The organism is Wukongibacter baidiensis (genome assembly GCF_050888315.1).
In the GTDB taxonomy this organism is placed as follows: Bacteria; Bacillota; Clostridia; order Peptostreptococcales; family Caminicellaceae; genus Wukongibacter; species Wukongibacter baidiensis.
Genome location: NZ_CP138202.1, coordinates 5,432,805 through 5,459,503, shown reverse-complemented (window position 1 = coordinate 5,459,503; position 26,699 = coordinate 5,432,805). Strand labels below are relative to the sequence as shown.

19 protein-coding genes are annotated in these 26,699 nt (G+C 35.1%); 4 read left to right on the top strand and 15 right to left on the bottom strand.

Annotated features, from left to right (window positions below; all coding sequences use genetic code 11):
- Positions 1-67 precede the first annotated feature (67 nt).
- Complete coding sequence (locus R9X47_RS24645; RefSeq protein WP_432663760.1) at positions 68-385, bottom strand: hypothetical protein; 318 nt, start codon at positions 383-385, stop codon at positions 68-70.
- Between the two features lie 374 nt (positions 386-759).
- Between R9X47_RS24645 and R9X47_RS24640 the strand changes: the two genes are divergently transcribed.
- Positions 760-1,554, top strand: a complete 795-nt coding sequence (locus R9X47_RS24640; RefSeq protein ID WP_432663758.1) for an endonuclease/exonuclease/phosphatase family protein — start codon at positions 760-762, stop codon at positions 1,552-1,554.
- Positions 1,555-1,643: 89 nt separating this feature from the next.
- Here R9X47_RS24640 and R9X47_RS24635 read toward each other — a convergent pair whose 3' ends face one another.
- Positions 1,644-4,337 carry an AAA family ATPase gene (locus R9X47_RS24635; protein ID WP_432663757.1) on the bottom strand — a complete coding sequence of 898 codons (2,694 nt, stop codon included), beginning with the start codon at positions 4,335-4,337 and terminating at the stop codon, positions 1,644-1,646.
- Complete coding sequence (locus R9X47_RS24630) at positions 4,324-5,580, bottom strand: metallophosphoesterase family protein (protein ID WP_432663755.1); 1,257 nt, start codon at positions 5,578-5,580, stop codon at positions 4,324-4,326. The genes R9X47_RS24635 and R9X47_RS24630 overlap by 14 nt, the downstream gene beginning before the upstream one ends.
- Before the next feature lie 256 nt (positions 5,581-5,836).
- Between R9X47_RS24630 and R9X47_RS24625 the strand changes: the two genes are divergently transcribed.
- Entirely contained in the window at positions 5,837-7,690 is a 1,854-nt protein-coding gene (locus R9X47_RS24625; protein ID WP_432663754.1) for a hypothetical protein, read from the top strand.
- Between the two features lie 251 nt (positions 7,691-7,941).
- Complete coding sequence (locus R9X47_RS24620) at positions 7,942-10,155, top strand: SBBP repeat-containing protein (protein WP_432663752.1); 2,214 nt, start codon at positions 7,942-7,944, stop codon at positions 10,153-10,155.
- A 664-nt stretch (positions 10,156-10,819) separates the two neighbouring features.
- Here R9X47_RS24620 and R9X47_RS24615 read toward each other — a convergent pair.
- The 8 genes from R9X47_RS24615 to R9X47_RS24580 all read right to left on the bottom strand — a co-directional run bounded on the left by R9X47_RS24615 (position 10,820) and on the right by R9X47_RS24580 (position 20,951).
- On the bottom strand, positions 10,820-11,536 hold the full coding sequence (locus R9X47_RS24615) for a M48 family metallopeptidase (RefSeq protein WP_432663750.1): 717 nt from the start codon (positions 11,534-11,536) through the stop codon (positions 10,820-10,822).
- Between the two features lie 130 nt (positions 11,537-11,666).
- On the bottom strand, positions 11,667-12,332 hold the full coding sequence (locus tag R9X47_RS24610; protein WP_432663749.1) for a hypothetical protein: 666 nt from the start codon (positions 12,330-12,332) through the stop codon (positions 11,667-11,669).
- 113 nt (positions 12,333-12,445) lie between these two features.
- On the bottom strand, positions 12,446-13,336 hold the full coding sequence (locus tag R9X47_RS24605) for an ornithine carbamoyltransferase (RefSeq protein WP_432663747.1): 891 nt from the start codon (positions 13,334-13,336) through the stop codon (positions 12,446-12,448).
- 257 nt (positions 13,337-13,593) lie between these two features.
- Positions 13,594-14,457 (bottom strand): type I methionyl aminopeptidase, encoded by an 864-nt coding sequence (map, locus tag R9X47_RS24600; RefSeq protein ID WP_432663746.1) that lies wholly within the window; start codon positions 14,455-14,457, stop codon positions 13,594-13,596.
- 90 nt (positions 14,458-14,547) lie between these two features.
- Positions 14,548-15,066 (bottom strand): signal peptidase I, encoded by a 519-nt coding sequence (gene lepB / locus R9X47_RS24595; RefSeq protein ID WP_432663744.1) that lies wholly within the window; start codon positions 15,064-15,066, stop codon positions 14,548-14,550.
- Positions 15,067-15,468: 402 nt separating this feature from the next.
- The gene (locus R9X47_RS24590) at positions 15,469-17,310 is read right to left on the bottom strand and encodes a 5'-nucleotidase C-terminal domain-containing protein (RefSeq protein WP_432663742.1); all 1,842 of its coding nucleotides are present in this window, start codon (positions 17,308-17,310) and stop codon (positions 15,469-15,471) included.
- 181 nt (positions 17,311-17,491) lie between these two features.
- Entirely contained in the window at positions 17,492-19,309 is a 1,818-nt protein-coding gene (locus R9X47_RS24585) for a hypothetical protein (protein WP_432663741.1), read from the bottom strand.
- A gap of 43 nt (positions 19,310-19,352) precedes the next feature.
- The gene (locus R9X47_RS24580; protein ID WP_432663740.1) at positions 19,353-20,951 is read right to left on the bottom strand and encodes a DUF342 domain-containing protein; all 1,599 of its coding nucleotides are present in this window, start codon (positions 20,949-20,951) and stop codon (positions 19,353-19,355) included.
- 1,559 nt (positions 20,952-22,510) lie between these two features.
- On the opposite strand from R9X47_RS24580, the gene R9X47_RS24575 reads away from it, so the two are divergent.
- Positions 22,511-23,794, top strand: a complete 1,284-nt coding sequence (locus tag R9X47_RS24575) for a histidine--tRNA ligase (protein WP_432663739.1) — start codon at positions 22,511-22,513, stop codon at positions 23,792-23,794.
- Positions 23,795-23,973: 179 nt separating this feature from the next.
- On the opposite strand, the gene R9X47_RS24570 is transcribed toward R9X47_RS24575, so the two are convergent.
- From R9X47_RS24570 to R9X47_RS24555, 4 genes are all read right to left on the bottom strand, one after another.
- Positions 23,974-24,897 (bottom strand): hypothetical protein, encoded by a 924-nt coding sequence (locus R9X47_RS24570; RefSeq protein WP_432663738.1) that lies wholly within the window; start codon positions 24,895-24,897, stop codon positions 23,974-23,976.
- Positions 24,898-25,134: 237 nt separating this feature from the next.
- A complete protein-coding gene (locus R9X47_RS24565; protein ID WP_432663736.1) occupies positions 25,135-25,962 on the bottom strand; it encodes a 4Fe-4S binding protein in 828 nt (275 codons plus the stop codon).
- Positions 25,955-26,092, bottom strand: a complete 138-nt coding sequence (locus R9X47_RS24560; RefSeq protein ID WP_432663735.1) for a CD1871A family CXXC motif-containing protein — start codon at positions 26,090-26,092, stop codon at positions 25,955-25,957. The genes R9X47_RS24565 and R9X47_RS24560 overlap by 8 nt, the downstream gene beginning before the upstream one ends.
- A 17-nt stretch (positions 26,093-26,109) precedes the next feature.
- Positions 26,110-26,691, bottom strand: coding sequence for a TlpA family protein disulfide reductase (locus R9X47_RS24555; protein ID WP_432663733.1), 582 nt, complete (start codon positions 26,689-26,691; stop codon positions 26,110-26,112).
- Between the last annotated feature and the right edge of the window lie 8 nt (positions 26,692-26,699).

The window sequence follows — 26,699 nt, the reverse complement described above, 5'->3', positions numbered from 1 at the left end:
AAAATACTTACGTCTTTCTGAAAAATAATCTCAATAAAAAAAGACCTTTTCCCAGGCCTTTTCAAGTCTATTTGAATATATAATTAAAAGCAGTATATGTAAGATCCTTGATTGGTGTAAACTTATCTACAAGAGTTATGATTAAACTCAGTACTCCTGCTAGAGCACCGATCTTATAAAATCTATCTCTAATTTTCTTTTTCCTATATTCTTCTATCTCATATTCCCAAGCATACTTTCTATTGTCATTATATCTACGCTGCCCATTTCCAGCATCTAGTTTGTTGTTTGGTACTGCCAAATTAGAATTAGCTGCCGTCATTCGCCTGAGTATTTCTTTTTTATTTCTTTCAAACTCTTTATCTTGAAATGAAAAACTACCCAACTTTACCCCTCCTTGTTCCTTGAGTAACTTGATTCTACAAAATTCTTCTTTTTCCTTCAATATTATTCAACAAAATTTGTATTTTTAACTCAAATTTGTAATATAGTACAAAAGTCCTATAAAGTTTATAGTGTAAACGCCTTAGCGGCATGTGACTAAGAACTCAGAAACTGGAAATAAACCCTTAGATTACCTTTAGATCTTTTAAAAGATTACCGACTAATTCAATTCTGGTTTAGAATATTTTACCTAAAGGTAATTTTCTAAATATATAGAAATAATTATTATTACATTGAAGACAATATTGCTATAGAGATTCAAGTAAAACTATTAAGTTTTGCTATATGAACTCTATATAGAAGGGGCAATTATTTATGAAGCAGAGATTACTTTTCTATTTATTGTTTATATATATCATTTATATGCAGTTATATCCACATACTTCTCCTTCTTTTTCATATGAAAGCTTTGCTTCAACACCTAAAAATTCTATTCGTATAGTTAGCTATAATATACACTTCGGTGCAAGTGCCAATGGTAAACCTGCTATATCTATAATATCCGACTTTCTTTCCGCAGTATCTCCTGACATCCTTTGTTTACAAGAGGTTGATCGAAATACAATAAGAAGTTTATTTTTAGACCAGACAAGTAAGCTAAATGAAGACCTATCAATGGAAATAGCCTATGGAGAAACCGATAGTCTAGCTCCTGGAACGACGGGTAACCTTATCCTGAGCCGCTATCCAATATTATATGTAGAAAACAAGAGCCTTCCATCTTTTAAATATAAGAGAAACGCCTTACTGGCAACCGTGAAAACCCCCATAGGTAATATTAACGTCATCAACACCCATTTATCCCTTTCGAGAGATGTGAGAAAGAAACAGATAGAGATTATTAGAGATTGGATTTTACAAAACAGGCTTCCAACAATATTAGCCGGTGATTTCAATGCAAGTGATATCAATGAATTGAAACCTCTACTTTTAATCCTAAAAGACCCTGCGGAGGCTGAAGACAAAGCTCATATCACAACCTTTGAAAATAAGAAGTATAATTCTAGAATCGACTACGTATTAATTCCCAAAACTTACTTTGTCAAATCCTATAATGTACCAAGATTCCATTTTTCGGATCATTATCCTGTTATAGTCGATCTATACTAATTTATAAATATAAATACCAAGAACGAACCTTAAATTTTGAAGACAATAAAGGGGCTGTCTCATAAAAATTTCTTATGAGACACCCCAATCTACAGTGCAATTCTCTTTGTATTAAAAAACTTCTCCACCTTTTCTGCCATCCAGTCGTGGCAGGTGAAAATGAATATTTGTCTCCTTTCACTTATCTCCTGTAACAATCTTAAGCTGCTATCAAGTCTCTGATCATCCCAATTAATTAGGAGTTCATCAAAACATATAGGTAAAGCTTCTTTATCTCTATCTAAATAATCTATCAATGATAACCTTAGGGCTAGGTATAATTGATTTAAAGTTCCCTTACTAAATGTCTCCGAAACCTTTTTAGGAATATTTTTACCAGGCTCCTTTACCATAATTGCATTGCCCTCATCATCCTCATCGATAAAGATGTCAGTATACTTCCCATTTGTAATAATACTAAAATATTTTCCTGCATTCTTTAATACATCGGGTTGATTCTCTTCCTTAAACTTTTGATCTGCAAATCTAATCACCTCAGATAACAGGGCCAACCTATCTCTCTTCATAGTTGCTCTTTGAAGGTCCTCTTCTAATATGTTGAGTCTACTTTCTATCTCATCTAAGCTTATACCATCGGATAATTTGCTTATATTCTCTTCTAATCTTGCCTTTTCAACGGCTAACTCATTGATTCCATGGTTTATATCCTCAAGCTCATCCTCAGCCTTTAGTACTTCATAATCTTGAAAAATCCATCCATTTTCCTCTTCATATACTTTTATTTCCTTGACGAGAATATCAATATCAGATCTTTCATTCATCTCATCCATTAAAGTATCTATCTTAGTCTTTAAGCTGTAATTATGCTCAACTATATTCAAGGCCTCTTCTATATTTCCCTCACCTATTTCAGATAACCTCTCTCTATAATTTTGAACAATGCCTTCTATCTGCTTTTCTTCCTCCCTAAGGGAGCTAATCTCCTTTTTAAGCTCTATTATTTCCTTTGTACTATTCTCATCCAATAAAATCTTCTTTTCCAATTCCCCTAAACTATCTCTTAAGACAAATATTTTTTCATCTTCATTTATAAAGGACTCAAAGGAAAATTGATTTAGAAAATTGTCCAGCTTCATTTTTTCCTTTTCATATTCACCTTCATAAGTATCAAGATCTCTTTCAAGCTCTCCAAACTCATAAACCATATCTTTAATCTTTAAAAGTCCTACCACAAACATATCATCCATGTTGTCTATCATAAGATCTGAGATCGGTATACCGGCCAAATAATTCATTAAATTTCCTTTATCTATTTCAAGCTTCTTTTCCAGCTCCCTAACCCTATTTCTTAATTCGCCTAATCCGTTCCTTTCCCTATTCCTCTCTAGGGTCTTCTTCAAGTTAATATAATTGAGCATACCCGTTAATCCATAGATAAAGGCTCCAAGACCGACTATCTTCAATGCACTGATATCAGTTGCAAGCCCCGCCCCGGCACAGACCAATGCAAACACTAATGAAATTATGTATATCTTTGAAGGGCTTAGATTAACTTCATGGGTTGTCTTAACATCTCTTTTGAGCTTAGCCTCATGAAGTTCATTAGCAGTATTTCTATATTTGCTGACAATAATTTTTAGCTCTGATTTATTTAGCACTTTAAACCGAAACTGTATTCTATCGTCCCACTTTTCCGCTAAAAAGTTATCTGCTTCATGGATTATTCTATCTTTCACTTTTCTTCTATTGTATTTTGCCTTACTTATATTTTCCTTAAGGGCTTCGATCCTTGGAAGCATCTTAGCAAAGCTATTAATATTTGCCTTGTTTTCCAATATCACTTTGTCCCTTTCGCTTAAAATGTACCTTTCACTTATTTTTTTCTCTAGCAATTGCTGCTTATTATTTATTTTCTCCCTAATGTCCTTTAATTCTGAAACGTTCTCTCTTTTCCTTTCTCTGATATCCTGGGGCAGAGTAAGGGCTATCTCTTCATTTATTAGCTTTTTACCCAGCTCTTCCAATTGCTCAAGCTTCTTCTTAATAGGGTTAAGTTCCTTACTCTTGCTAAGTAAAGTTTTTATAAATATCTTCTTTTCCTTAAGCTTTTTCAGATCTATATCAATATTATCTATCCTATTGTCGGCTCCTCTTATTTCTTCTTCCCTTGTAAAGGCTTCTTTCTTTAGCTTTCTAAGCTCCCTAATTTCTTCCTCAAGCTCCTTAACAAGATACTTTCCTCTCCCGCTTTCACGCCATATCTTCTCATGTTCTACCCTTAAGTTCTTTAGCACATCCCTTGTACTTCTTATAACGGAGGTCCCATAGCCTGCAAGGAGCTTATCCTCTACTTCTTCCCAAGCCTTCCCCTGTATTTGGGTAAGATCCTCAACCTGAAGAGAGTAAATTTTATTATATATCTCCGGAGATACGTGTTTACTGATAGGCAATGGTTCATTCTTTATATCAATAAAATCTTCTCCAACGATATATTTTCCCTGGGGCCTGGTTAATAGCTTCCTGTATACTATAGCCTCATCACAGGATGCAGTTTTTAAATATGTAGTAAATTCTATTCTACCATTCTCCCATGAAGAGTAGGGGTGGTACTGGGCCTGTGCTGGAAAAAAACCATACAAAGCAGACTTAAGCAAATTGAATATAGTCGTCTTTCCGGCCTCATTCATACCATATAAAAGTACTATTTTAGTATCCATATCCTCTATAACTTTGTTTCCTGTAAATTTACCAAAGTCCTTAATTTCAAGCTTAGTTATTTGCATCGACATCACCTACCATATAATTCAAGACTTCTTCTTCACTTCCATTTAAGAGCTGCCCTATATAAGATAACCTTTCATCATTCCTTCTTATCCCTTTCCTTGATAAAGGTGTTTTCATAAGCCTGTCCAAAAGCTCTTCATTTCCTTCTACATCCTTTAAAAGCTCTAGTACCTTTGAAAGTACATGGTTTCCATCCACATAATCACTGATATCTATTGATGCTAACAGATTGTCTGCCTTGATCTCTAAATCCAATAGGTCTAAATCAAGGATCAGTTCTTCAGCCATCTCATCTATATTTTCCTTTGAGCTGAGCTCATTTTTTAAATAGGCCCTTCCCTCCAGCTCAATACGTAATATCAGGTCCCTGCTTGATAAACTATTTTCTTCAATATACTCCCTTATTAGTCCCGCAATATACCCTTTTAGCTCCATATATTCCTTAATCTCAGCTAGTCCATTTACATTTAATGTATGCCACTCAATTGTTGAAAGGTTCTTGAACTCTACATTTGTATTATAGTTTTCATCTATGGTTACCATCAGACCGCCCTTTTTCTCTGTCTCCCTTGGATGCCTGCCCTGAATATTCCCCGGGTAATATATATGAGACTTATCACTAACCCTCTGTCTCTTATGTATGTGTCCCAAGGCCCAGTAGTCATAGCACTTCATCTCCATGTCATCTGTAGTACAAGGTAGATATCTGTCGTGCTTACTAACATCCTTAGCATTTGTAACCATTGCATGTACTAGTCCAACATGGATCACATTACTATCTTTAACTGGAAAATCCTTAATTAAATTTCTTCCTTCATTATTAGTTTTATGGCCACATGAAATGATTCTATAGGGGATACCTGTATCATGGCTTGTCATATCAAGTATTCTGGCCCTGTCCTCTTTAAATAAGTAAACATTATCGGGCCACTTAATTGAATTTGCTCTGTAGCTTATATGACCGGGGTCATGATTTCCAGTAGCATAAAATACCTTAATATTCTTTTCCTTAAGTCTATTGAATTCATTTACTAAAAATTGCTCTGTCCTAAATGACAGCTTATCGTTATCAAATAAGTCTCCTGCAATAAGAAGAGCCGTGGCCCCTTCATCAATACATATATCTATAGCTCTACTAAAGGCCCTTCTAATTCCCTCCCTCAACTTCTTTCTAAGTTCCTCGCTTTTAGAATAAAAGCTTGTATCTAAATGAACGTCCCCTATATGTAAAAATTTAAGCAATTTTAATCCCTCCAGATATAGCTGCTAAATTTGTTAGTGTTTTATACCTATATTGTATCAAATAAGAATAAAATTTTATATCTTTGCAGGAATTAAAAGACAAATGAAGAATTTCTTTCTATTAGACAAAATTCTCGATATTTTTGTATCTATTTGTAGATTTTGTGAAATAAAAACTAATGGATGTCGAATTCCTTTATTATTGATGATTTTGACTTTCTAAAACCATAATATTTTAAAGAGGTAGGTAGTTATTATGAGTAATTCATACAAAACTAAATATGAAGTACTTAAAACCTTTAAAGAAGATCAGTTACAAAGGGTCTTAATAGGTTCTGACAAGAAAAATGATGATGAAGTTGTTGTTATAAATGTCCTGCACCAGGACAAAGTATCAAAAACCATATCCAAATCACAATTCCCTAAGGGTCTTAATAATCTCATTCACTTAGAGGAGGGGGATGGTGATTTAGTCGTAGTGACAGAATATAAAGATGGTACTCCCCTTGAGTCCTATTTGAAATTTTTTGACACTACCGTTAAGCATAAGATTAATTTGGTTTATGAGTTCTTGACTAGAGTGGTTAAGTACGATAACTTTCATAATTCAATAAAGAAAATACTTATCGATGAATCTCAGATATTAATAAAGGATGAAGATCTTTACTTTAATGAATTAATGTTTCTCGATGAAGATTTTGGTAAACCTATAGAGTTTACGGTTATTGCTTCAAAATTAGGAGAAATAATTGAAAAAATTGTATTCTCTCTAGAGCCTGAAGAAGATAAGGATAACGATCGGGCATCTCAAAGTATCTTAAGACTTATCAATAAGTTGAAGAGCGGCGATCATACCTATCGAAGCATCCACGCCGTTTATAACGCCTTTAGAAAGATATATATCTATGAAATCTTTATGGAGGATGAAAGTGTACCCGACGATGATGAGGAACCTTCTAACGAGACCTTTGCTATCCCCCTAAAGGAAACCCTAATATCTGAAGCCGTAGAACACAATGAGTTTGTTGACCTTAAAAACGAAGTAACTGAACTTAAAACTGAGATGGATAATGAAACCCATAATGATCAAGACCATGATGAACCTTTAGAACTGGTTGAAACTGTAGAAGAAGAGCTTAACGAGCAACCAACCATCAAGGACAGCCCTATTAGTGACAACGAGCTTGCCATAAGTATGAATGAAATCCTTATCGGAAAGGAAGATCCACTAGATGAATCCGATGACGATGATGCTGCTAGAGGTAAAGGTCGGGGTTACGCAGTAAAAATAGCTATAGCCATACTTCTTCTATCCATACTCTCATATGGAGCATTAAAATTAAGTAAGCCTATTCTAAGCTCCTTTAAGACAGGCTCTACCCAAGCAGAAATAGCTAAGCCAGAAGCCTACTTCGTATATGAAAAAATTGCTGATTCATATTTCGTTACAAACGAGAGTAAGATCTATGGAGAAGACAATGGTTTTGCTGAAGTCCTTTGGAAGATACAAAAAGGGGATGAGGTTCTCGAAGAAGTTAATCAAAGGGTTGATAGTAAGAAAAGTATAGAAATTAAGTTTAAAAGCGAGGGAGAATATACAATAGTATTAAGTATAAAGGATAAATACGGCAACACCGATGTATACAAAGAAAACATCGTTTTTAACAACAAAATCGAGATTGATCAGTTGAAAAATACTGCCAGCTCCGAAGAAAAACTTGATAATCTAGGTATTACCTATTCTAGTAGTACCATTGTAAAAGATTACGAAGCCTTTAGAAGTGGAAACTACTCCCTCAGACTTGGTCAAGAGGGCAAAAATAACTTTGAAAAAATAATTTTAAACAATATAAATATTGAAAACAAGCCCATAGTTTCCATGTGGATCGCCTCTAATTCCAAGGATAAGATTAGCATAACAGCAAGGGGATATAAAAATGACAAGATTCAATTTTCTAAGGTAGTTTCCTTTGTTCCTAAGGAGACTAACACCTGGGAAATGGTTGAAATAAGTGATACCTCTAAAGATATAGATAAAATCGAACTAGTATTCAAGGACTTTATTTCTCCTATCTGGTTGGACGATATTGAAGTTAGTTCTTATAAGTAGAAAATCTTTTATAAAGATTTTGATTCGATAAAAAGCCCTATGGCTTAACTATTAAGTTAAGCCATAGGCCTTTTATATATGTATCAGTACTGATTTTGGGCCTTTTTACAAACATTCTAATTGTATTCAGAAATCCTCAGCTCTCCTATTTTCTATATTTTCAAATAGCCTATACCTTCACATAATTTTAGCTGTTGCATAGTATAAAGTGCATAAGTGGTACGATATAGAAGCATAGGGAGGGAGTTTCAATGCCTATTATATTCAAAGACACATCGCAAAAACAGAATTCTAATGATTCTAATACAATTTCTACTGCTGAAAAGGATAGTATATTGAGTAGTTTAAACAAAATGCCTGTTCATTTTATCATAAATGTCGGACAAATTGATTCAAAGGTTAAATATTATGCCAAGGGCGGAAACTTTGGATTCTACTTCACTAGAGATGAAGTAATGCTAAGCTTTACTAAGAAAACTTCTAAAGATAATCTCAATAGAAACTCAAGTAAAACTGATCATTCAAAAGAAGAAAATGCACAAATTGGAGTAGCTCTAGCCCTACAGTTTATTGATGCTAATCCAAATGTAAAAATAGAAGGCCAGCTGAGAGGTACTGGAAAAATTAATTACCTTAAGGGAAATGATCCCCAAAAATGGTTCACAGATTTATCTACTTATGAAAAAGTAGTCTATAAAGATTTATGGATGGGCATAGATTTAGTATTTTATGGAGCAAATAACCACTTAAAATACGAATTCATTCTACATCCTGGTTCATCACCTAAGGATATCAAGCTAAGATATAAAGGTGCAGATGATATATCCTTAGACATGGAAGGTAATATTTTAATCGAAAGCAAGCTTGGTATTCTAATTGACGAACGCCCTATAAGTTATCAAGCAATCAAGGGAAAGAGAGTGACATTAGACAGTAGCTTCACATTAAAAAAACAGGACAATAAGGAAAGCATATACGGTTTTACAATTGAAAAGAGCTATAATCCAGACTACCCTATTATCATAGATCCGGGTCTTGTTTATTCTACTTATTTAGGTCGAAGTGGTAATGATCTTGGTCGTGATATAGTCATAGATAATTCTGGTAATGCCTATGTAACAGGATTTACTAGTTCAGTAAACTTTCCAATTACGCCTGGAGCTTTTCAGACAACATTTGGTGGAGATTCTGACGCATTTGTCACAAAGCTAAATCCTACTGGCTCAGCTCTTATTTACTCCACCTATCTTGGCGGAGATAGTAGTGATGATGGCAGAGGTATAGCAATAGATAGTGCCGGCAATGCTTATGTGACTGGTGAGACTTCATCAGGAGATTTTCCAACTACTCCCGGAGCTTTTCAGACAGCATTAGCTGGAAATTCTGATGCATTTATTACAAAGCTAAATTCTACTGGTTCAATGCTTATTTACTCCACCTATCTTGGCGGCAATGATAATGATGAAGGCAATGCTATATCAATAGATAGTACAGGTAGTGCCTATGTGATAGGAACAACTGAATCTGGAGATTTTCCAACTACTCCTGGAGCTTTTCAGATGGCCCTTGGTGGAAGTTCCAACGCATTCATTACAAAGATAAATGCAATAGGGTCAACTCTTATTTACTCTACTTATCTTGGAGGATTTGGCTTTAATATAGGCAATGATATAGCAGTCGATAATGCTGGTAACGCCTATGTAACTGGAAATGCTGGTTCAGTAAATTTTCCAACTACTCCTGGAGCCTTTCAAACAACATTCAGTGGAGGAGGTACTGATGCATTTATAACAAAGCTAAATCCTGCTGGCTCGAATCTCATTTACTCTACTTATCTTGGGGGAAATAGTACTGACGAAGGTGAGGGTATAGCAATAGATACCACTGGCAACGCCTATGTGACTGGGAATACTGCTTCATCAAATTTCCCAACTACTCCTGGGGCTTTTCAGACAACACATAGTGGGTCTTTTGATGTATTTGTTACGAAGTTAAATCCTGTTGGCTCAGCTCTTGTCTATTCCACATACATTGGTGGAAATGGCTCCGATGTAGGCTGTAGTATATCGATAGATAACAACCGTAACGCCTATGTGACTGGTGATACTGCTTCATTTAACTTTCCAATTACTCCTGGAGCTTTTCAGACAACATTGACTGGACCTCAAGACGCATTTGTTACAAAACTAAATCCTACTGGCTCAGCTCTCATTTATTCCACATACCTCGGGGGAAGTAGTGGTGATAGGGGCGAGGGTATTACATCAGATAATAACGGCAACGCCTATGTAGTGGGAACTACTGGTTCAAGAGATTTCCCAACTACTATTGGCGCTTTTCAGACGGCCTTATTTGCAAATGCTGACGCATTTATCTCAAAGATTAATACCAATACAATATCGCCTCAAATAAAAGTAAGAAATCAAAATATCACCGCTGTAGTTTATGAGTCTGCTTCAAACTAAAGTAGTGGTAAAATATATAACTGGTCTTTACTCAAAAAATAAGATAACCGATTCATCATATAATCAATGAGAATCGGTTATCAATCAGATTCTAATTCACCTAAAAACACTGTATCTTCTAACTGTATTGCTAACTCATTCCTTTCCTTTCATGCAAACAACTGGTACACTGTTACATTACTTCAATTTCCACGTTTCTAATATCATATTGTACACTTATCACTGTTTCTTAATCACATCTTTAATGTTTCTAATGCCTAATGGTTATTGGTTATTTGCTTCTTGCTTCTTGCTTCTTGCTTCTTGCTTCTTGCTTCTTGCTTCTTGCTTCTTGCTTCTTGCTTCTTGCTTCTTGCTTCTTGCTTCTTGCTTCTTGCTTCTTATTCAATACTACCTTAAAACTTCTGTCATAATTCTAAAAGCTGTTAACTACAACACTACAATTAAATACACTTCCAAACTCTAATGTTACTGTTTCAACTACACAAATCCTAATTAAATCATTTTACAAAAGTGAATTAGAATCTGTTACAAGAAGAAGTATCTCTTCTTATTTATATTATACCATAAATCCAGTGAAATATTCACAAAATTCTCAATAATGGCTTTTCCTATTTTTGACATAGTCAAAATCCTATATAAAATGTAGCTTTATCAATGTATCCTATATATCTAAAAAAACTCCATATTTCTTTAACCATTCTCTTCTTTCCTTGTAATCGGGAATTACAGCCTCCACTGTTTTCCAGTATTCTTTAGAGTGATTCATATGAATAAGATGACACATTTCATGAACTACAATATAATCAATAATGTCTAGCGGAGCCATAATACATCTCCAATTGAATAAAAGGTCACCCCTAGACGTACAGCTTCCCCATCTCTTCTTTTGTTCCTTAACTCTAATCTTATTAGGTTCTTTCCCTACCAGATGCTTATAGTACTCCACCCTTTCAGTAATCGTAGCAAGGCACCTTTCTCTATACCATTTCTCCATGGCCTTTTTTAATAGTTCAGCATCGTCCTTGGAAGTTCTAATATATATTGCATCCTGGAAAAACATTACATCAGGCCTTTTAATACCACCATCATGAAGTTCTATTTTAAGTGGATATTTCTCCCCAAGGTACATAAAAAGCTCTCCATCCACAAAACTTCGGTTTTCAGGCTTATAGCCTATCTCCTTAAATTCATCAAGCTTTTTACATATCCACTTACCTTTTGACTTAACTACTTCCTTTATGGTCTCTTTGGATAACCCCTTTGGCGCAATTACTAAAACCATGCCCTCTCTTTTTATTTGAATTGACATGGTCTTTCTTTTCCTGTATTCAACATCAAATTCAATTTTTCTGTTCTCTACATCAATTGACAGCTTCATAATCTATATATCCTTTCAGAGCAAATGTCTCTTTATAATATCCTATGGATTATATTCGAAAATGCGTTTTTTGTCAACAATTATGGCACAACTAAGGCACAGCGTAAGCTGTGCCCCTATCATTTATTTATTATTGATTTTCAGCAAGTCTTTCTTCTAGAAATGCTATTTTCTCCTTAACCCATTCAGTATGATTTTCATACATTTCAAACATCTCATCTAAAATCTCGTTAGCCGTATCAGCATCATCTTCCTTAGCTGCGTCTACTAAAGATTTTCTAAGCTCTTTCATTTCTTCTCTTTTAGCTTCCCATAATTCCTTCTTTTCTTGCTTCTCAGCCTTCCATTCTTCTTTCTTCTCTTGGAAATCGCCCTTTAACTCTTCTATGTAGCTTTTAAGTTCTTCCTTTGCTTCTTCCTTAGTCATTTCTTCAGCTTCAACTTTAGCCATTAGCTCCTCTCTGTAGGCAGCTATTTCTTCTTTCTTATCTCCTTTTTTATCTCCAACCATTTCCTTAATTTCTTCACGTAATACCTTTAACTCTTCCTTTAATTCTGCTCTTTCTTCAAACATTGCTTCCCAATCTGCTAGATCACCTTCAGCATACATTTCAACAATAGCAAGCAATCTCCCATGGTCTACATCGCTGTATTTCTCTTTCATTTCCTTAAATATTCCGTTTCTCTCAGAAGCAGGTTCTCCTTCTTCATTTGCAAAGGCAAAGGTTGGAACCAATAATGATACCACCAAAGTTGTAACCAAAATACCCTTCATTAGCTTTGACTTTTTTAACACATTAATCACACTCCTTAGTTTATTTTTTTTACCCCTCTTTTCATCTTTATTATAGATCTCTATTTAGGAATAATCTTGTGATAAATGTGTAAAAAGTGTGTAAAAATTTGTAATTATTTTGACAGGCTGCTAAGTATAGCTTTTTGCATATGTAGTAGACTCTCTTTAGCCTTATAGCCTATAAAGTGCTTTGATTTTATAACCTCATCCACAACCTCATGACCCCTTGTAAATGGCGGACAAGGATTTAATATACAGTCTTTATTAGCCAATTTTATCTTATCCATGGTAATCTGATATGGTAGGAATTTTTCAAATTTCTCTCCATCTTCTTTATTTACAGGCCATCCATCACATAGTATTATATCTGCACCCTTTAATACTTCGTCTATCTCATGGGTTATTTTTATCTCTCCAGCAGAATTATTTTTTGCATATTGATATATTTCTTCATCTACTTCATATCCAGGGGGACATACCTGTATTAGATTTAAGTCAAGTTTCGCAGCTGCATTAAACCATGAGTTCGATATATTTGCTCCTTCACCTACAAATACAAATTTCAAATCCGATAAATTTCCCCTCATCCCACGTATAGTTTGTAGGTCACTTAGTATTTCACAAGGATGGCTACTTCTTGACATTGCATTTACCACGGAAAACTCCGAAAGCTCCGCAATTCTTTCTATTATATCCTGGCGGCCATAACGTATAACCAGATAGTCAATCCAACAATTTAAATATCCAACCTTATCCTCCAAAGGTTCCTTCGCTTCAAAATCTATAGGCATATTTATAGCTTGGGCTCCAAGCTGAAATATTCCTGCCTCAAAGGATATTCTCGTCCTCAGGCTCGTTGGAGGAAAGGATGTGATAACCGTTTTACCAAGTAAAGGCTTATAGTCTATACCCTTTTGATGTTTCTTTTTTAGATCATCTGCAAAGTCCAACAATCCAGTTATTTCATTCTTGCTTAAATTTCTTATGCTAATTAAATCCCTCACCTAAATACCCCCTTACAACTTATTGATACCGATATCTTATATTAACATTAAATTCTATATTATTAAAATATTTTTCAAAATATTTCGATTTATAAGATTAAGCCCAGATTATTTATAAAAAGTCTGAAAAGGTGCAATTAGCTCTGAGTTTTTATGGATAATCTAGGTTAATAAAAAGCTCTTTTATACGAACCATGTTGATCCATATAAAAGAGCCTTAAAGCTTCGTTTATTATTCAATTTATCACGTCTATATATCAAGTTAATATCCTTGCCCCGGTCTCAGTGACTGCAATTGTATGCTCCCACTGGGCTGATAAACTGCCATCTATAGTCTTTATAGTCCATTCGTCTTCCATTAGTCTGCAGAAAAATAGTCCCTCATTGATCATTGGTTCTATAGTAAATACCATTCCTGGAACTACGATAATATTGTTTTCATCGGTATCATAATGATGAATATGAGGTTCCTCATGTATGCTGAGTCCAACCCCATGGCCTCCCAAATCCCTCACAACAGAGTATCCCATCTTATCAACGTGTTTTTCTATTGCTATTCCTTGATTATTTAGACTTTCATAGGGCCTTACAGCCTTTATTCCTATCTCTAAACATTCCTTAGCAATCTTTACTAGTCTTTCGGCTTTATCTGATATCTTGCCTATCGTGTACATCCTGCTGGAATCTGCATAGTAACCGTCTAAAATCGTTGTGATATCTACATTGACAATATCACCTTCCTTTAATACGGTTTCATCGGGAATACCATGACAAATAACATCATTTATAGAAGTACATGAACTTTTAGGAAATCCATTATATCCTATAGTAGCTGGAGTTCCTCCATTTGTTACAGTAAGTCCGTGAACAAATTCATCTATTTGGTTTGTAGTAATTCCTTCGAATATATACTCCTCTAAGGAATCTAGAATCATTCTATTTAAATCCCCACTTTTTCTTATTCCCTCTATCTGTTCATCAGATTTTATTAAGCTCCTCGATGGGATTCTATATCCTTCTTCTTTGTACTTTCTTAGAAGATTATCGGTTTCCAAATGACACTTTTTATACTTCTTACCACTTCCGCACCAGCATAAATCATTTCTTGAAAGCTTCTCCATATACATTACTCCTTTTATTTTTAACGTATATCGAACTAGTATTAATATATTCTACTGGCTTCATTAAGTTACTATATATGAGAAATAACCTTAATCAACCATTCCTATCCTGCTAAATGGAAATAGTCTTATAAATACCTTACCCTTTATGGAATTGACTTCAATTGGGCCTAAATCTCTACTATCATAGCTGATTTGTCTGTTATCTCCCATTACGAAAACCATGCCTTCAGGAATTACCATCTCAACGTCTCCACGATCATAATCGCCATTTATATAGTCTTCCTTTAATTCCTCACCATTAACGTAGGCCTTTCCATCCTTAACAACTATTGTGTCTCCTTCTACTGCAATTACCCTCTTGATTAAGTCCTTGTCGGTTCCATCTGCTGTCTTTAAAAACGTTTTAAATACTACAATATCCCCTTTTTCTGGCTTCTTGAACCTATATGAAAGCTTATCAAGCATCAAATAATCATTTTCATGTAACGTAGGATACATTGATGGCTGTTTTACCAAGGTTGGTCTCGCTATAAAGGTTGTAATAAGTAATGCTATTATTATTGATACTGCTATAGTCTTTATCCATTCCATTATTTCTTTAGCCATTTTTATATCTTCCTTTCTTAAAACAAAGTCTTTTATAAAGATTTTAAGGTGGACTTTGTTAAAACACATAGGCAAAACTATATTTATCCACACCAAAATAATTTATAATCTCCTATGGGTTATAATCGAATACAACTAAAACACTTTTTCATATTATAGGGTTTTCTGTTTGGAGCTATACAAGTAATTATACTTCATAAATTTTCGAATTCCTGTCTATTCACACTTTATTAATAAAATATTAAGAATACGTTCACCATTATAAATGCAAATTAGAACTAAAGAACATCGACTACACTCATTTTAATCAGTTTTCCCTAAAAATGGCATAAAAAGAGCTGTCTCATAAAAAATCTTATGAGTACAGCTCTTGGATGTTTCAGAATGAATTAAATTTATAGCTTATGCCGCTGGCTTAAATTCAAATACATTAAAGCTAACTTCAGCACTAATGTCCTTAGCTCTTTCTTCATTTATAGGAGCTAATTCTCCCTTAGTCTTGATATCTTCCTTTAATGCATCTCTTAATAACTCATAGTTGTTTGTCCACTTAACCTCTTTAAGAGTAACGTATTCGTCTTGCCCTCCTGATAAGAAGTCATTTGTAGCAACTGTATATGTAGCTTCCATATCGATAGCAGTACCATCTGCTAAAGTTATATCTACAACTCTTTCATACTCTGGCTTTGAAGAATCATATGTAAAGCTTAATCCAGAGATTTGAAGCATACCCTTCTTTAGAGTAACACTTTGCTCTAATAATGCTTTTATTTGAGTACCAGTCATTTCACCAGTAACTATAGTGTTATCAAATGGCATTACTTCAAAGATATTTCCAACTGTAATATCTCCAGCTTTGATATCTTCTCTCATACCACCAGCATTAGTGAATGCGATTTGCACCTCAGCCTTTTCCTTCATTACATCTGTAAACCAGTTACCCATTGCAGACGTTTTATCATAGTTTCTCATGATGTCTGCAGTTGCCTTACCTAAAATTTCACCAAAGATTGGCTTTAGGTCTTCATTGTACTTATCAACCATAGCTTGAACCTCAGCTACAGGCTCTACTTCTAATGTACCTTTTCTAACTTCTATAACCTCTACGTTATTAGCAACAACCTTCTTAGCATCAGTATCATAGTCTAACGTGATATGACCAATCATTCTACCATGCTTGTAACCCATAACAACAGGTATTTCATTAACAACACCAGTTACTACTTGATGACTGTGACCACCTATAGCAGCTGCAGCACCAGTAACTCCATTAGCTAAATCAGCTAATTCTCCAGTGATTTCCTTAGTTTCTTTATCTTGTCTAGCAGGTATATGTCCTAAAAGAACAACTATATCTGCACCTTCTTCTTTAACCTTAGGAATTAATTCGTTAGCTATCTTAACTGGATCTTCAAAAGTATAGTCGCCAACGAAGTCAAGGTGAGCAGTAGTTGCTGTATCAGGAGTTGAGAATCCGATTACACCAATCTTTAAACCTTTTCTTTCAAATATAGCATATGGATTAGCCCAATCAACTAATTTTCCATCCTTGTATATATTTGAAACTAAAACCTTGTACTCTGCATTTTCAAAAGATTCATATGCAGTTTCTATTCCCCAGTCAAACTCATGATTACCGATAGTAGTAGCATCGTATCCTATCATGTTCATCATTTCAACTACAGGCTTTCCTCTAAGTAGGTTTGACATCGGAGTACCTTGGAATGAATCCCCAGCATCTAAGATAAGAGTACCCTCTGGATTCATCGCCTTATAGTGGTTCATATAAGCAGCTAATTTAGCAGCTCCGGCTTCATATCCGCCTTCAAGCTTTCCGTGGAAATCGTTAGTAGTTAATATGTCTATTTTCGTAATATTGCTTTTAACCTCTGGCTTTTCTGCTTCTACCACAGGTGTTTCTTCTTTTACTTCTTCCTTAACCTCTTCCTTTACCGCCGGTTTCTCTATCTTTACCATTGGTACACTTTCTTCTTTAGCTGCCACCTCTTTAACTGGCTTTAACAGCTTTTGTCCTGGATAGATTAAGCTTGGATTTTTTATACCATTGAATTCTGCAAGCTCTTGCCATTCTACGCCAAAGCTTTCTGCTATCTTCCATAGTACATCGCCTTCTTTAACGATATGGAAGTCTTGACCTTCTGCACTTGCAATAATAGGGCAAACTAATAATGTAAATATCATTACCAACGCCAGTGCCTTACTGAAAAGTCCTTTTCCTCTCATTATGAATTCCTCCCTCATTCGATTTTTTTCAACAATTTCCACTTGTCTTAATTCTATGTTTGTTTAAAATTTCCTGCTTTAATTATCAAAAAAATACTTTTGTTTATTTTTATCTTAATTGAAGATATAGAAAAATCCTAAGACCAAGTATTAGTCCTAGGATCAAATATCGACCTTTTTATTAAATTTTATTAAAGATTTCATAAACCTCGTCAAAGGTATTAAGTTCGAAATCACCATCAAAGTCCTCTTCACATAGCTCATACTCACTTAAAACAAAAAGATAATTATCAAAGAAATAATGTTTAAATATTGCGTAGGCTGAAAGATCTATGTCTTCAAAGGGCTTTTTAACTATTTTCTTATAATACACCTTAAAATCTATGTAATAATTCTCTTTATTGTACAGCTTTTCCTTTAATTCCTTTAGGAACATCTCCTGCTGATTGATAATGTACTCTTTCTTTATCTCCTCAGTATAATTGAGCTGCTTAATTACAGGAGCTATACTACCACTTATTGTATCTATTAAAACTATCTCCTCTGGCTCAAGGCTTTTCTTAGTTTTTGATACCACTATGTATCCTAAAATATTCTCTTCCCTATCAAAGCTCATATTATCTATCATTATGGGTGAAATAACTATACAATTGCTATCTCCTATATCCCTACATAACTCTTCACCAAAATATTCTTCATTGTTTGCTGAGGAAAACTCATAAATAATCCCCTTATCATCTATTTCATTCCATACGTCGGTTTTATCTATTGCCTTGATTTCAGTATCAAATCCAACTCTATTTATTATTTCATATTTTCCATTTTGTTTAAAAACCATAAAACCTTTTTGAATATTAAATCCAATATTCAGAGTTCTCATAACCCTGTTAGAAATCTCTTCAACACTGGAGCTTGAGTTTATACTCTTTATAATTTTACCTAGTCTCTGAACAATATTAAATTTCTTTTCAATATTACGCTTTTGCTCTCCTATACGCTTAAATAGCTTTGCATTATTAATAGCTATATATATGATCGACGATAAACTTTCTATTAAGTCAAACATCATACTATTATATTCTCTATCATTCACGGGCTTACTGATAGTTATAAAGCCAAGTACCTTGTCCCTTACTATTAATATAATATATTCTGTATCTAGCTTCTCAAACTCTTCCCAGTTTTTGAAGATACCTTTAATCGTTTCTCTATCCCTCTCATAGTGTAGGATTATATTATTGCTATCATACTCATCTTTTAATAATTCAAACTCCGTATAGTATTTTGAAAAGCTAAAAATGTCTCTATAGCTTCTTATAACAATGTTTTCACTTATCTCGTCGTATAGACCGAAGGTAGTTATCTTACTACAAGCCACTTCACCTATAATGTCGGTACATAATGTATATACCTCTTCAATATCCAATTCCGACAGCAGGTTTTTCGTAGTCTGATTTATAAAGAAAAGATTGAAAATCTGTAGATCCAATTCCTTATTCTTTTCCTTCACTTCTTTAGCAAAAAGAGTATTTTCAAAGGAGCTATTTATAAGTCTCATAAGAGTAGTAGCAATATTAAAGTCACCACTATTAAACTCTCCCATAGCCTTTCCATTCGAAATAATAAAGCCTAAGGTTCTATCTTGAACAATAAGTGGAATTATAAGTTTAGGGTTAAAAACCTCTATCTCTTTAGGAGCTAGGAACTGTGGGAAGTTGGACTTTATTATATTTCCATGAAACCTTCCAATATCATCAAGCTTTTTTGAAACATCTATTTTATAGGATTCTAGATTATACTTCCTAGATCTATGTAAAACATACTTGTCATCTTCCCTTAAAAATATAGCACTTGCATTAAGAGTTAATATTTCATTTACAAAATCAAAGGCATATTTGGCAGTTTGCTTCCTATTGAAACCTTGAGAAAAGAAGTCAATTGCATAGAGCAACGCCTCATGCCTATAAAGCTTTTTTGTCTTGTCACCATTGTTGTTCATCAGTTTTCCCCCTAAATGTTTCAGTAGCATTTATCCTAGTTCATTATTCCTCATCAAAAAACAACTCTCTGCCGTTTATATAAAAGGTTCCTTTAACCAGGGAATTTATTCTTCTCGTTACCCTCTTAAGCTCTATATAGGTCTTTGGGTATGCACCGGCCGATATAGAAACCTGGCCCTCACCCCTAGACTTAAGTATTCCTTGAAGTAATAGCCTTCTTTCATCGAGCTGAGCCACAGCTTCAATTAGCTTATCGTACTTTTTGAGCTGCTTATTATAATCCTCTATTAATTTTTCGTCCTCATTGATAGAAAAGTTTAGGTCAAATATCTCTAAATCAGCCTTTAACTTCTCGGCATGAACCACTAATGTCTTATACTGTTTTAACACTTCTTCATATTCCTTCTTAATAGCTACCCTATCAAATCCATCAACATTTACATTTGTTCTCTTTTCAAATTTATTCCCAATAGTTCCGGTAATAATTTGGCTTCCAGCATATACGTTTCCGCCAATTAATCTTCCCGTTATCTTATCCATCAATATTTTTTCTGCCCTCAAATCGCAATCTATGGAATAATAACCGATATCTATCTTTCCACCGGCAGTAATGGTAGTCTCATTACAATATTTAACGTAGACATCTCTTTTGGCTTCGATTTCAGTTACAAGCTTTCCGTTAACTCCACCCTTAATAAAAATACTTCCATTGGTGGATTGGATTTTACCTGTAGCACCAATACCCATTGGACTATTTATAGAAATATCATGTTTAGCCATTATTGAAAATCCATCCTTTACAGTTCCCTTAACAGTAACAAATCCATCAAACTCGATATTCCCGCTGGAATAATCGACATCGCCCTCTAGGATAAGATGGTTTTCTACGCATATCTTCCCCTTCTTAAAGGCAACAGCACCATCTACTAAGGCCTCTAAAACAAATTTTCTATCCTTAATCTGCTGGGTAATAGTTTTCGTATCATACCTTAGAAGCTTGTCCTTCCCTTTTTTAGGAGGCAGCCTTTTCCCCGTAACAGTGATTCCATCTTTACCTTCTGTAGCCGGTATCTTTTCACCCAGCCAGTCACCTTTGTAAACAACATCTATTAAGTTAAGATCGTAATAGTTCGTCGTTCCATCCTGTCTAATCTGAGGCTTACGATCAGAAAGCTCATAATATTTCACCTGAGCATCATCACCATTGATCGGCAATGTCCCCTGAGCCACCAAGAATTCCTGATATGATGGAATATCGCCGTTAACGGCCTCGGAGATAATTCCCTCTTTGATACCATTCTTATTTAGTTCGATAAGAACATCGGTCATAATATCCTTTTTGTTCTCAACTACATAATTGGTAGGATGATTTACCCTAACCTTACAAGTCATTTCATCCTTAGCCAAAATAACTTCAATTAGGGGTCTAAATGCACCGATTTTCACCTCTTGATTGCTTGCCGTATCCAGGGCCTTTTTTAATCCCATAAAATTCGTCAGCATCACACGAGGATTCTCTTCTAAAATCCCGTTAAAGCTTCTCATATCAAATCCAGCCATATTAACTTTTATAAATACTTCACTATCACGCTCTAGCAAATCAAAGAAATCATTGCTAAATAAATTTTCATAAAGAATCATGAGAACCACCTAACCATCAGTTATATTTAGATTTATTATATACTTTTTCACACATAAAGATTGTCGAATTTTATCGACAATAATAAATTATTATAGTACTCTTAAAAAAATCTAAGACACCCCCTATTGTCCATATACGAAAAACAGAAGTGTCTAAAAAAATTTCACCTAGATTTCATTGTTTATGGAAAAACATAATATTTATTAATCAATTTATAAAAATAATATAGAATTCTAGAAAGAACAGAGTACATCTGAAAAACAATAGATTACTGCCAAAAGAAAACATTACATAGAAACTTATCTATCAGACACACACTCTTCCAAGTGTGTCTTAAGAGCTGTATATAAGCATTTTAAACATATGTATTACATTTGCAGACGAAAATGTGACATACGGACTGACTCATCCGCCACGCGATCTTTCTAGGGTGTCCGGAGGTCTGTCCCCGTATCATATCTTCACACCCAATTAACATAAAACTAAGAAAAGAACATATAGGTATAGTAATCTAGTTCTATTTACAATAGACACATAGTTAAATTCATAACCTGTATTAACTACTCTTATAATAATAACACACAATCCGCCTCATTGGAACTTCACTATAGATGATTGTCTATATATTATTCTTCGTCCTAAATGAATAAAATCCTCTATTTAATATAATAAAAATAATTTATGCATAATAAAATAGTTCTATTACCCTATTTTTTTACATATAGTTGTAAAACTTTATGAACTGGGCTGTTCACAGTCCCTCTAAACCAATCATATACTACAAGTAGATGGGGGGTGTCTCATAATGGCGAATTTCTGCGTTATTTGAAATGTTCACCGACTTGGCACGTACATCAGTACTAGCCAAACCGTTGAAATTTCAAAACCTTGAACTCCACTCATTCTGAAACACCCCGTGGCTGTACTCTTAGGAGACACCCACTTCTCCAAGGCTTAGAAATGATTTTTTGAAAACCCACTTGATATAATATTCAATATGTGATAGCATTAATGAAAATATTTCAAAAATACCTTAAGCAAAGGTGATGAATCATGAGCAACAATAACCTAAACATAATAAAGCAATTCTCACAACTTCATCATCATCATTAGAGCAGAGTTTGTAACTATGGACATATAACCATAGATGCGAGCTCTAATTGTGTTTCAATTAAAGGGCTCGCATCTAATGGTGATTGAATTTAATCTTAAGCCATATAGGTGTAAAAGCCTATATGGCTTTTTTATTTAGGTCATTTCTCGATGAGAAATCTATCCAAAACAAAGGGATTCAATGTCTTTGAGTTTTCATTCTGACTATTTCTCATAGAAAGACCTGACCAAGACAAAGGTCCTCGATGTGGCAGCAATAAAAAGATATACCTTGCTACTAAGAGTGAAAATGTGACATGGGGACGGACCCATCTGACACGCACTCTTTTAAGGGTGTCCGTGGGCCCGTCCCCGTGTCATATTTTCCAAACTCAAGCCAAAAAACTAGCTATATAGAACCCATTTATAAACCTATATAATCAAAAAAAATTTAGGAGGTATAATCATGAAACTAAGAAATCTAAAAGGAACAAAAGACTTTTTACCCGAGGAACAACAACTCAGAAACAAAATAAGAAACACCCTAGAAGAAACCTTCCAACAATTTAGCTACATGCCCCTAGAAACACCAACAATCTGCCTATACGACCTATTAGCCTCAAAATACGCTGGTGGCGCAGAAATACTAAAGGAGGTCTATACCCTCAAAGACCAAGGAAACCGTGAACTGGGGTTAAGGTACGACCTAACAGTACCCTTCGCCAAAGTCATAGGCATGAACCCCAATCTCCCCATGCCCTTCAAGAGATATGAAATAGGAAAGGTCTTTAGAGATGGTCCAGTAAAAACAGGAAGATCAAGGGAGTTTATACAATGCGACGTCGATGTAGTAGGTATAAAATCCATGCTGGCAGAAGCCGAGCTAATGTCCATGGCCTTCCAAGCCTTTGAAAGGCTTGACCTAGATGTCTATATATCATATAACAACAGAAAACTCCTATTTGGAGTACTCTCCTCCATAGGAGTCGATGAAGCTGACCTAGGCAGTGTAGTACTAACCCTAGACAAAGTAGAAAAAATAGGCTGGGATGGCGTTAAAAAAGAACTCCAAGAAAAGAAAATCGATGACCCAATCATCGATAAATTCTACGACATATTAAACACAAAAAAAGACAACATCCTAGAGTTCTTCCAAAACAACTTCGACAGCCCCCTAGTAAAGGAAGGCATTGAAGAACTTACAGAGCTCAACGACTACCTAAACAGTCTAGAGCTCCTAGACAAGGTAAAATTTAATCCCTTCCTAGCTCGTGGCCTAGGAATATACACAGGAACCATCTACGAAATATTCCTAACTGACGGTAGCATAAGCTCCAGCATAGGAGGCGGCGGAAGATACGATAAGATCATAGGAGGTTTTCTAAACAATGGAACCGAATACCCAGCAGTAGGTATATCCTTCGGTCTAGACGTAATCTACACAGCACTAAAAATGAAAACCGAATCCCAGAAAACCTCAATGATAGACCTACTACTAATCCCCCTAGGCACAGAAAAAGAATGCCTAAAAATAGCCAACACCCTAAGAAAAGACGGCCTAAGAGTAGAAATCAACATGAGCAAAAGAAAACTAAACAAGATCCTAACCACCGCCAACAAAAACAACATCTCCTACGTAATAATCATAGGAGAAAACGAAATATCATCAAATGAAGTAACTATCAAATTCATGACCACAGGAGAAACAAAGAAATGCAATATCTCCAACATAAAAAATACACTAGATTAGGTAGCAACTATCTAAAAACATAATCACCAAAATCCTTAATAAGAAGTCTAACCTCACCACTCAAGTGAAAATGTGACCGGGGGACGGACCCATCCGACATGCGCTCTCCTCAGCGTGTCTGTGGGCCTGTCCCCCTGTCATATTTTTCAAACTAAGAAGTAAAGTTAACCTCCTAATCTCTACATCCTATGACTCTTCTCAACATAAGTCCTACCTAAATAATCCTCCACAATAACCTCAACCATCTCATAACTATCCTCTACACTATCAAACTCAATATTTACATCATAGTCTATTTCCTCACGCTTTATATCTCTATCTCCCTTATAGGGATCACTATAGCTAGCGTTTTCATCAATTACCTTACCGTCCTTGTATATCTCAATCTCCTTTTTCAACCTCTCATTACTATAAACCCTTACTTTGATATTCTTTATCTTTAATATATTCACATCGAAGCTTTCAACAGAACCCTTCCAATAATTAAAATCATATCTATTCCTCACATATACGGAAAACCCTAAATTTACGTGATTCCCAATAGCACTCTTACTATTGAATTGAGGATCTATATCCAACCTCTCACCTATTGTATCTAAAAAATCGATCTCATCAAGCTCCTGACTAATAGTCTTATCCTTCCCCTTCGCTAACACCTTAAACCGATAATTATTCACAAATGGCAGATTCAACTCTACCCGATAGCTCAGATCACCAGAGTCCTGAACACTAATCTCCTTCCACTCAGTTACCTCTCTACTTTTCTCATTCTCAACCCCATAAAGCAAATACATCCCAGCATCCTTATCAAGCTCCCGAACACTCCAACTCAAGGCCACTGTAGCATCCTTCAAATCTTCACTTATATCCTTCACTCTAGTCTCAACATCATATAACCATCTCTTCTCTTCAATCAACCTATTAACCGAATTATAAACCTTTGACTCTATATTATTCATATTACCATCTATATTCCTAACTATATATTCCATATCTCTCATATCACGATTCATATCAGCTATCAAAGAGTACAATCTAAAATTACTTATTAAAACCCCTACAATTAACACTCCTATAATGATATAAGCTACATTCTTCTTCATACCGTTACCCTCCCAATTAGTCAAAATTCCCATTACATATTATAACACATATTGCTAATACTGGGTGGTAACAAGTTTCTCTAAAATCAAAACTATACCACAAACATGAACGTAAACCTCCCGATCGCAGCCAAAAATGTGACACGGGGACGGACCCATCTGACATGCGCTCTTCCCAGCGTGTCTGTGGGCCTGTCCCCTTGTCATATTTTCCAAACTCTAACCCATATCGAACCTCTAAAAGCCTTTAAATCCCCCATCAATAGCCTCAGCAGGACAAGCCCCCTTACACTCCCCACCCCTAATACACTCCGCACTATTAGGCTTCTTATAAACCTCAACACCCATCTTACAAACCCTAGAACACTTCCCACAACTCGTACACTTATCCCTATCTACCTCATACCTATAAAAACTAATAGGATTAAACAACCCATATATAGCCCCTAAAGGACAAAACACCTTACAAAACGGCCTAAATATCATCACCGAAGCCATAACAGTAACCACAAGAATCCCCATCTTCCAAGCATACAAAACCCCAACACTATCTTCAAGGGCCTTATTAGTCAGCACCAACGGTATTCCACCCTCTAAAATACCCGCTGGACAAATATACTTACAAAAAGCCGGATTACCCATACCTACCTTATTAACCCACAACATAGGAAGCAGTATAACAAACACAACCAACACACCATACTTCACATACTTACTCCACTTATGAAGACTAAACTTTTTAGACCGTATCTTATACAGCAGCTCCTGCACCAACCCAAAGGGACATAAGAACCCACAAACAAACCTTCCCATGGTAACACCAAACAGTATCAATAGACCAAATACATAATACGATATCTTATACTTAGCACTCCCTATTACAGCCTGAAGCGACCCTATTGGACAAGAACCAACAGCACCTGGGCAAGAATAACAATTCAACCCAGGCACACATACCTTTTTAGAATAACCCCTATATATCTTTCCCTCAAAAAATCCCTTTATATTTGCATTAGTAATCAATGCACTGACTACTTGAACTATCTTTCTATGTACCCTAACCAATCCCAATACACTCCAAACAAATATTTATTGCCTTTGTAAAAAGCTTACCTACCTCTCCCCTGGATATACCTATCACTATAAATAGACATCCCAATACCAAAAGACCTATCCTAGAGATTTTTCCTTCCATAATATCACCTATAACCATTATTCTTTCTTACCAGCTAATATATCTTCAATAAGCCCCTTAAAATCTTCAAATTCACTTCCACCAGCTACAAAAGTCTTAAGTACTTTTCCCTTTGAATTAACGAATATAGTCGCAGGTACATAATCAAATGAGCTAACTATATCGTCCTCCAATACCTTATCAGGAATAATGTTAGTGTACTTAGCTTCAAGCTCCTTCATTATATTGCTGGCTTCTTCTTTTTCTTTATCAGTAACAAGTCCAATCACTTTAACTTTTTTGTCCTTAAAATGATTCTGTATCTTTTCAAGCTCGGGGATCTCTTCGACACATGGTCCACAAAAGGTTCCCCAAATATTCAAAACTGTTAAGTCATTCTCCTCAAAAACCTTATTACTAACAACATTCCCATCTAAATCCTCAGCAGAAAATTCCTCTATCTTCTTTCCAGCAACAGGATTCTCATCAAACCCTTCATTTGTATCAGCTGCATCTATCTGTGGCTCACCTTCATTCACCTCAGATACCTCAGTCTTACCACAGGCAGTTAAGCCCGTAAATAACGAAATACATAACATTACAACGATTAATTTCTTCATATTAATAC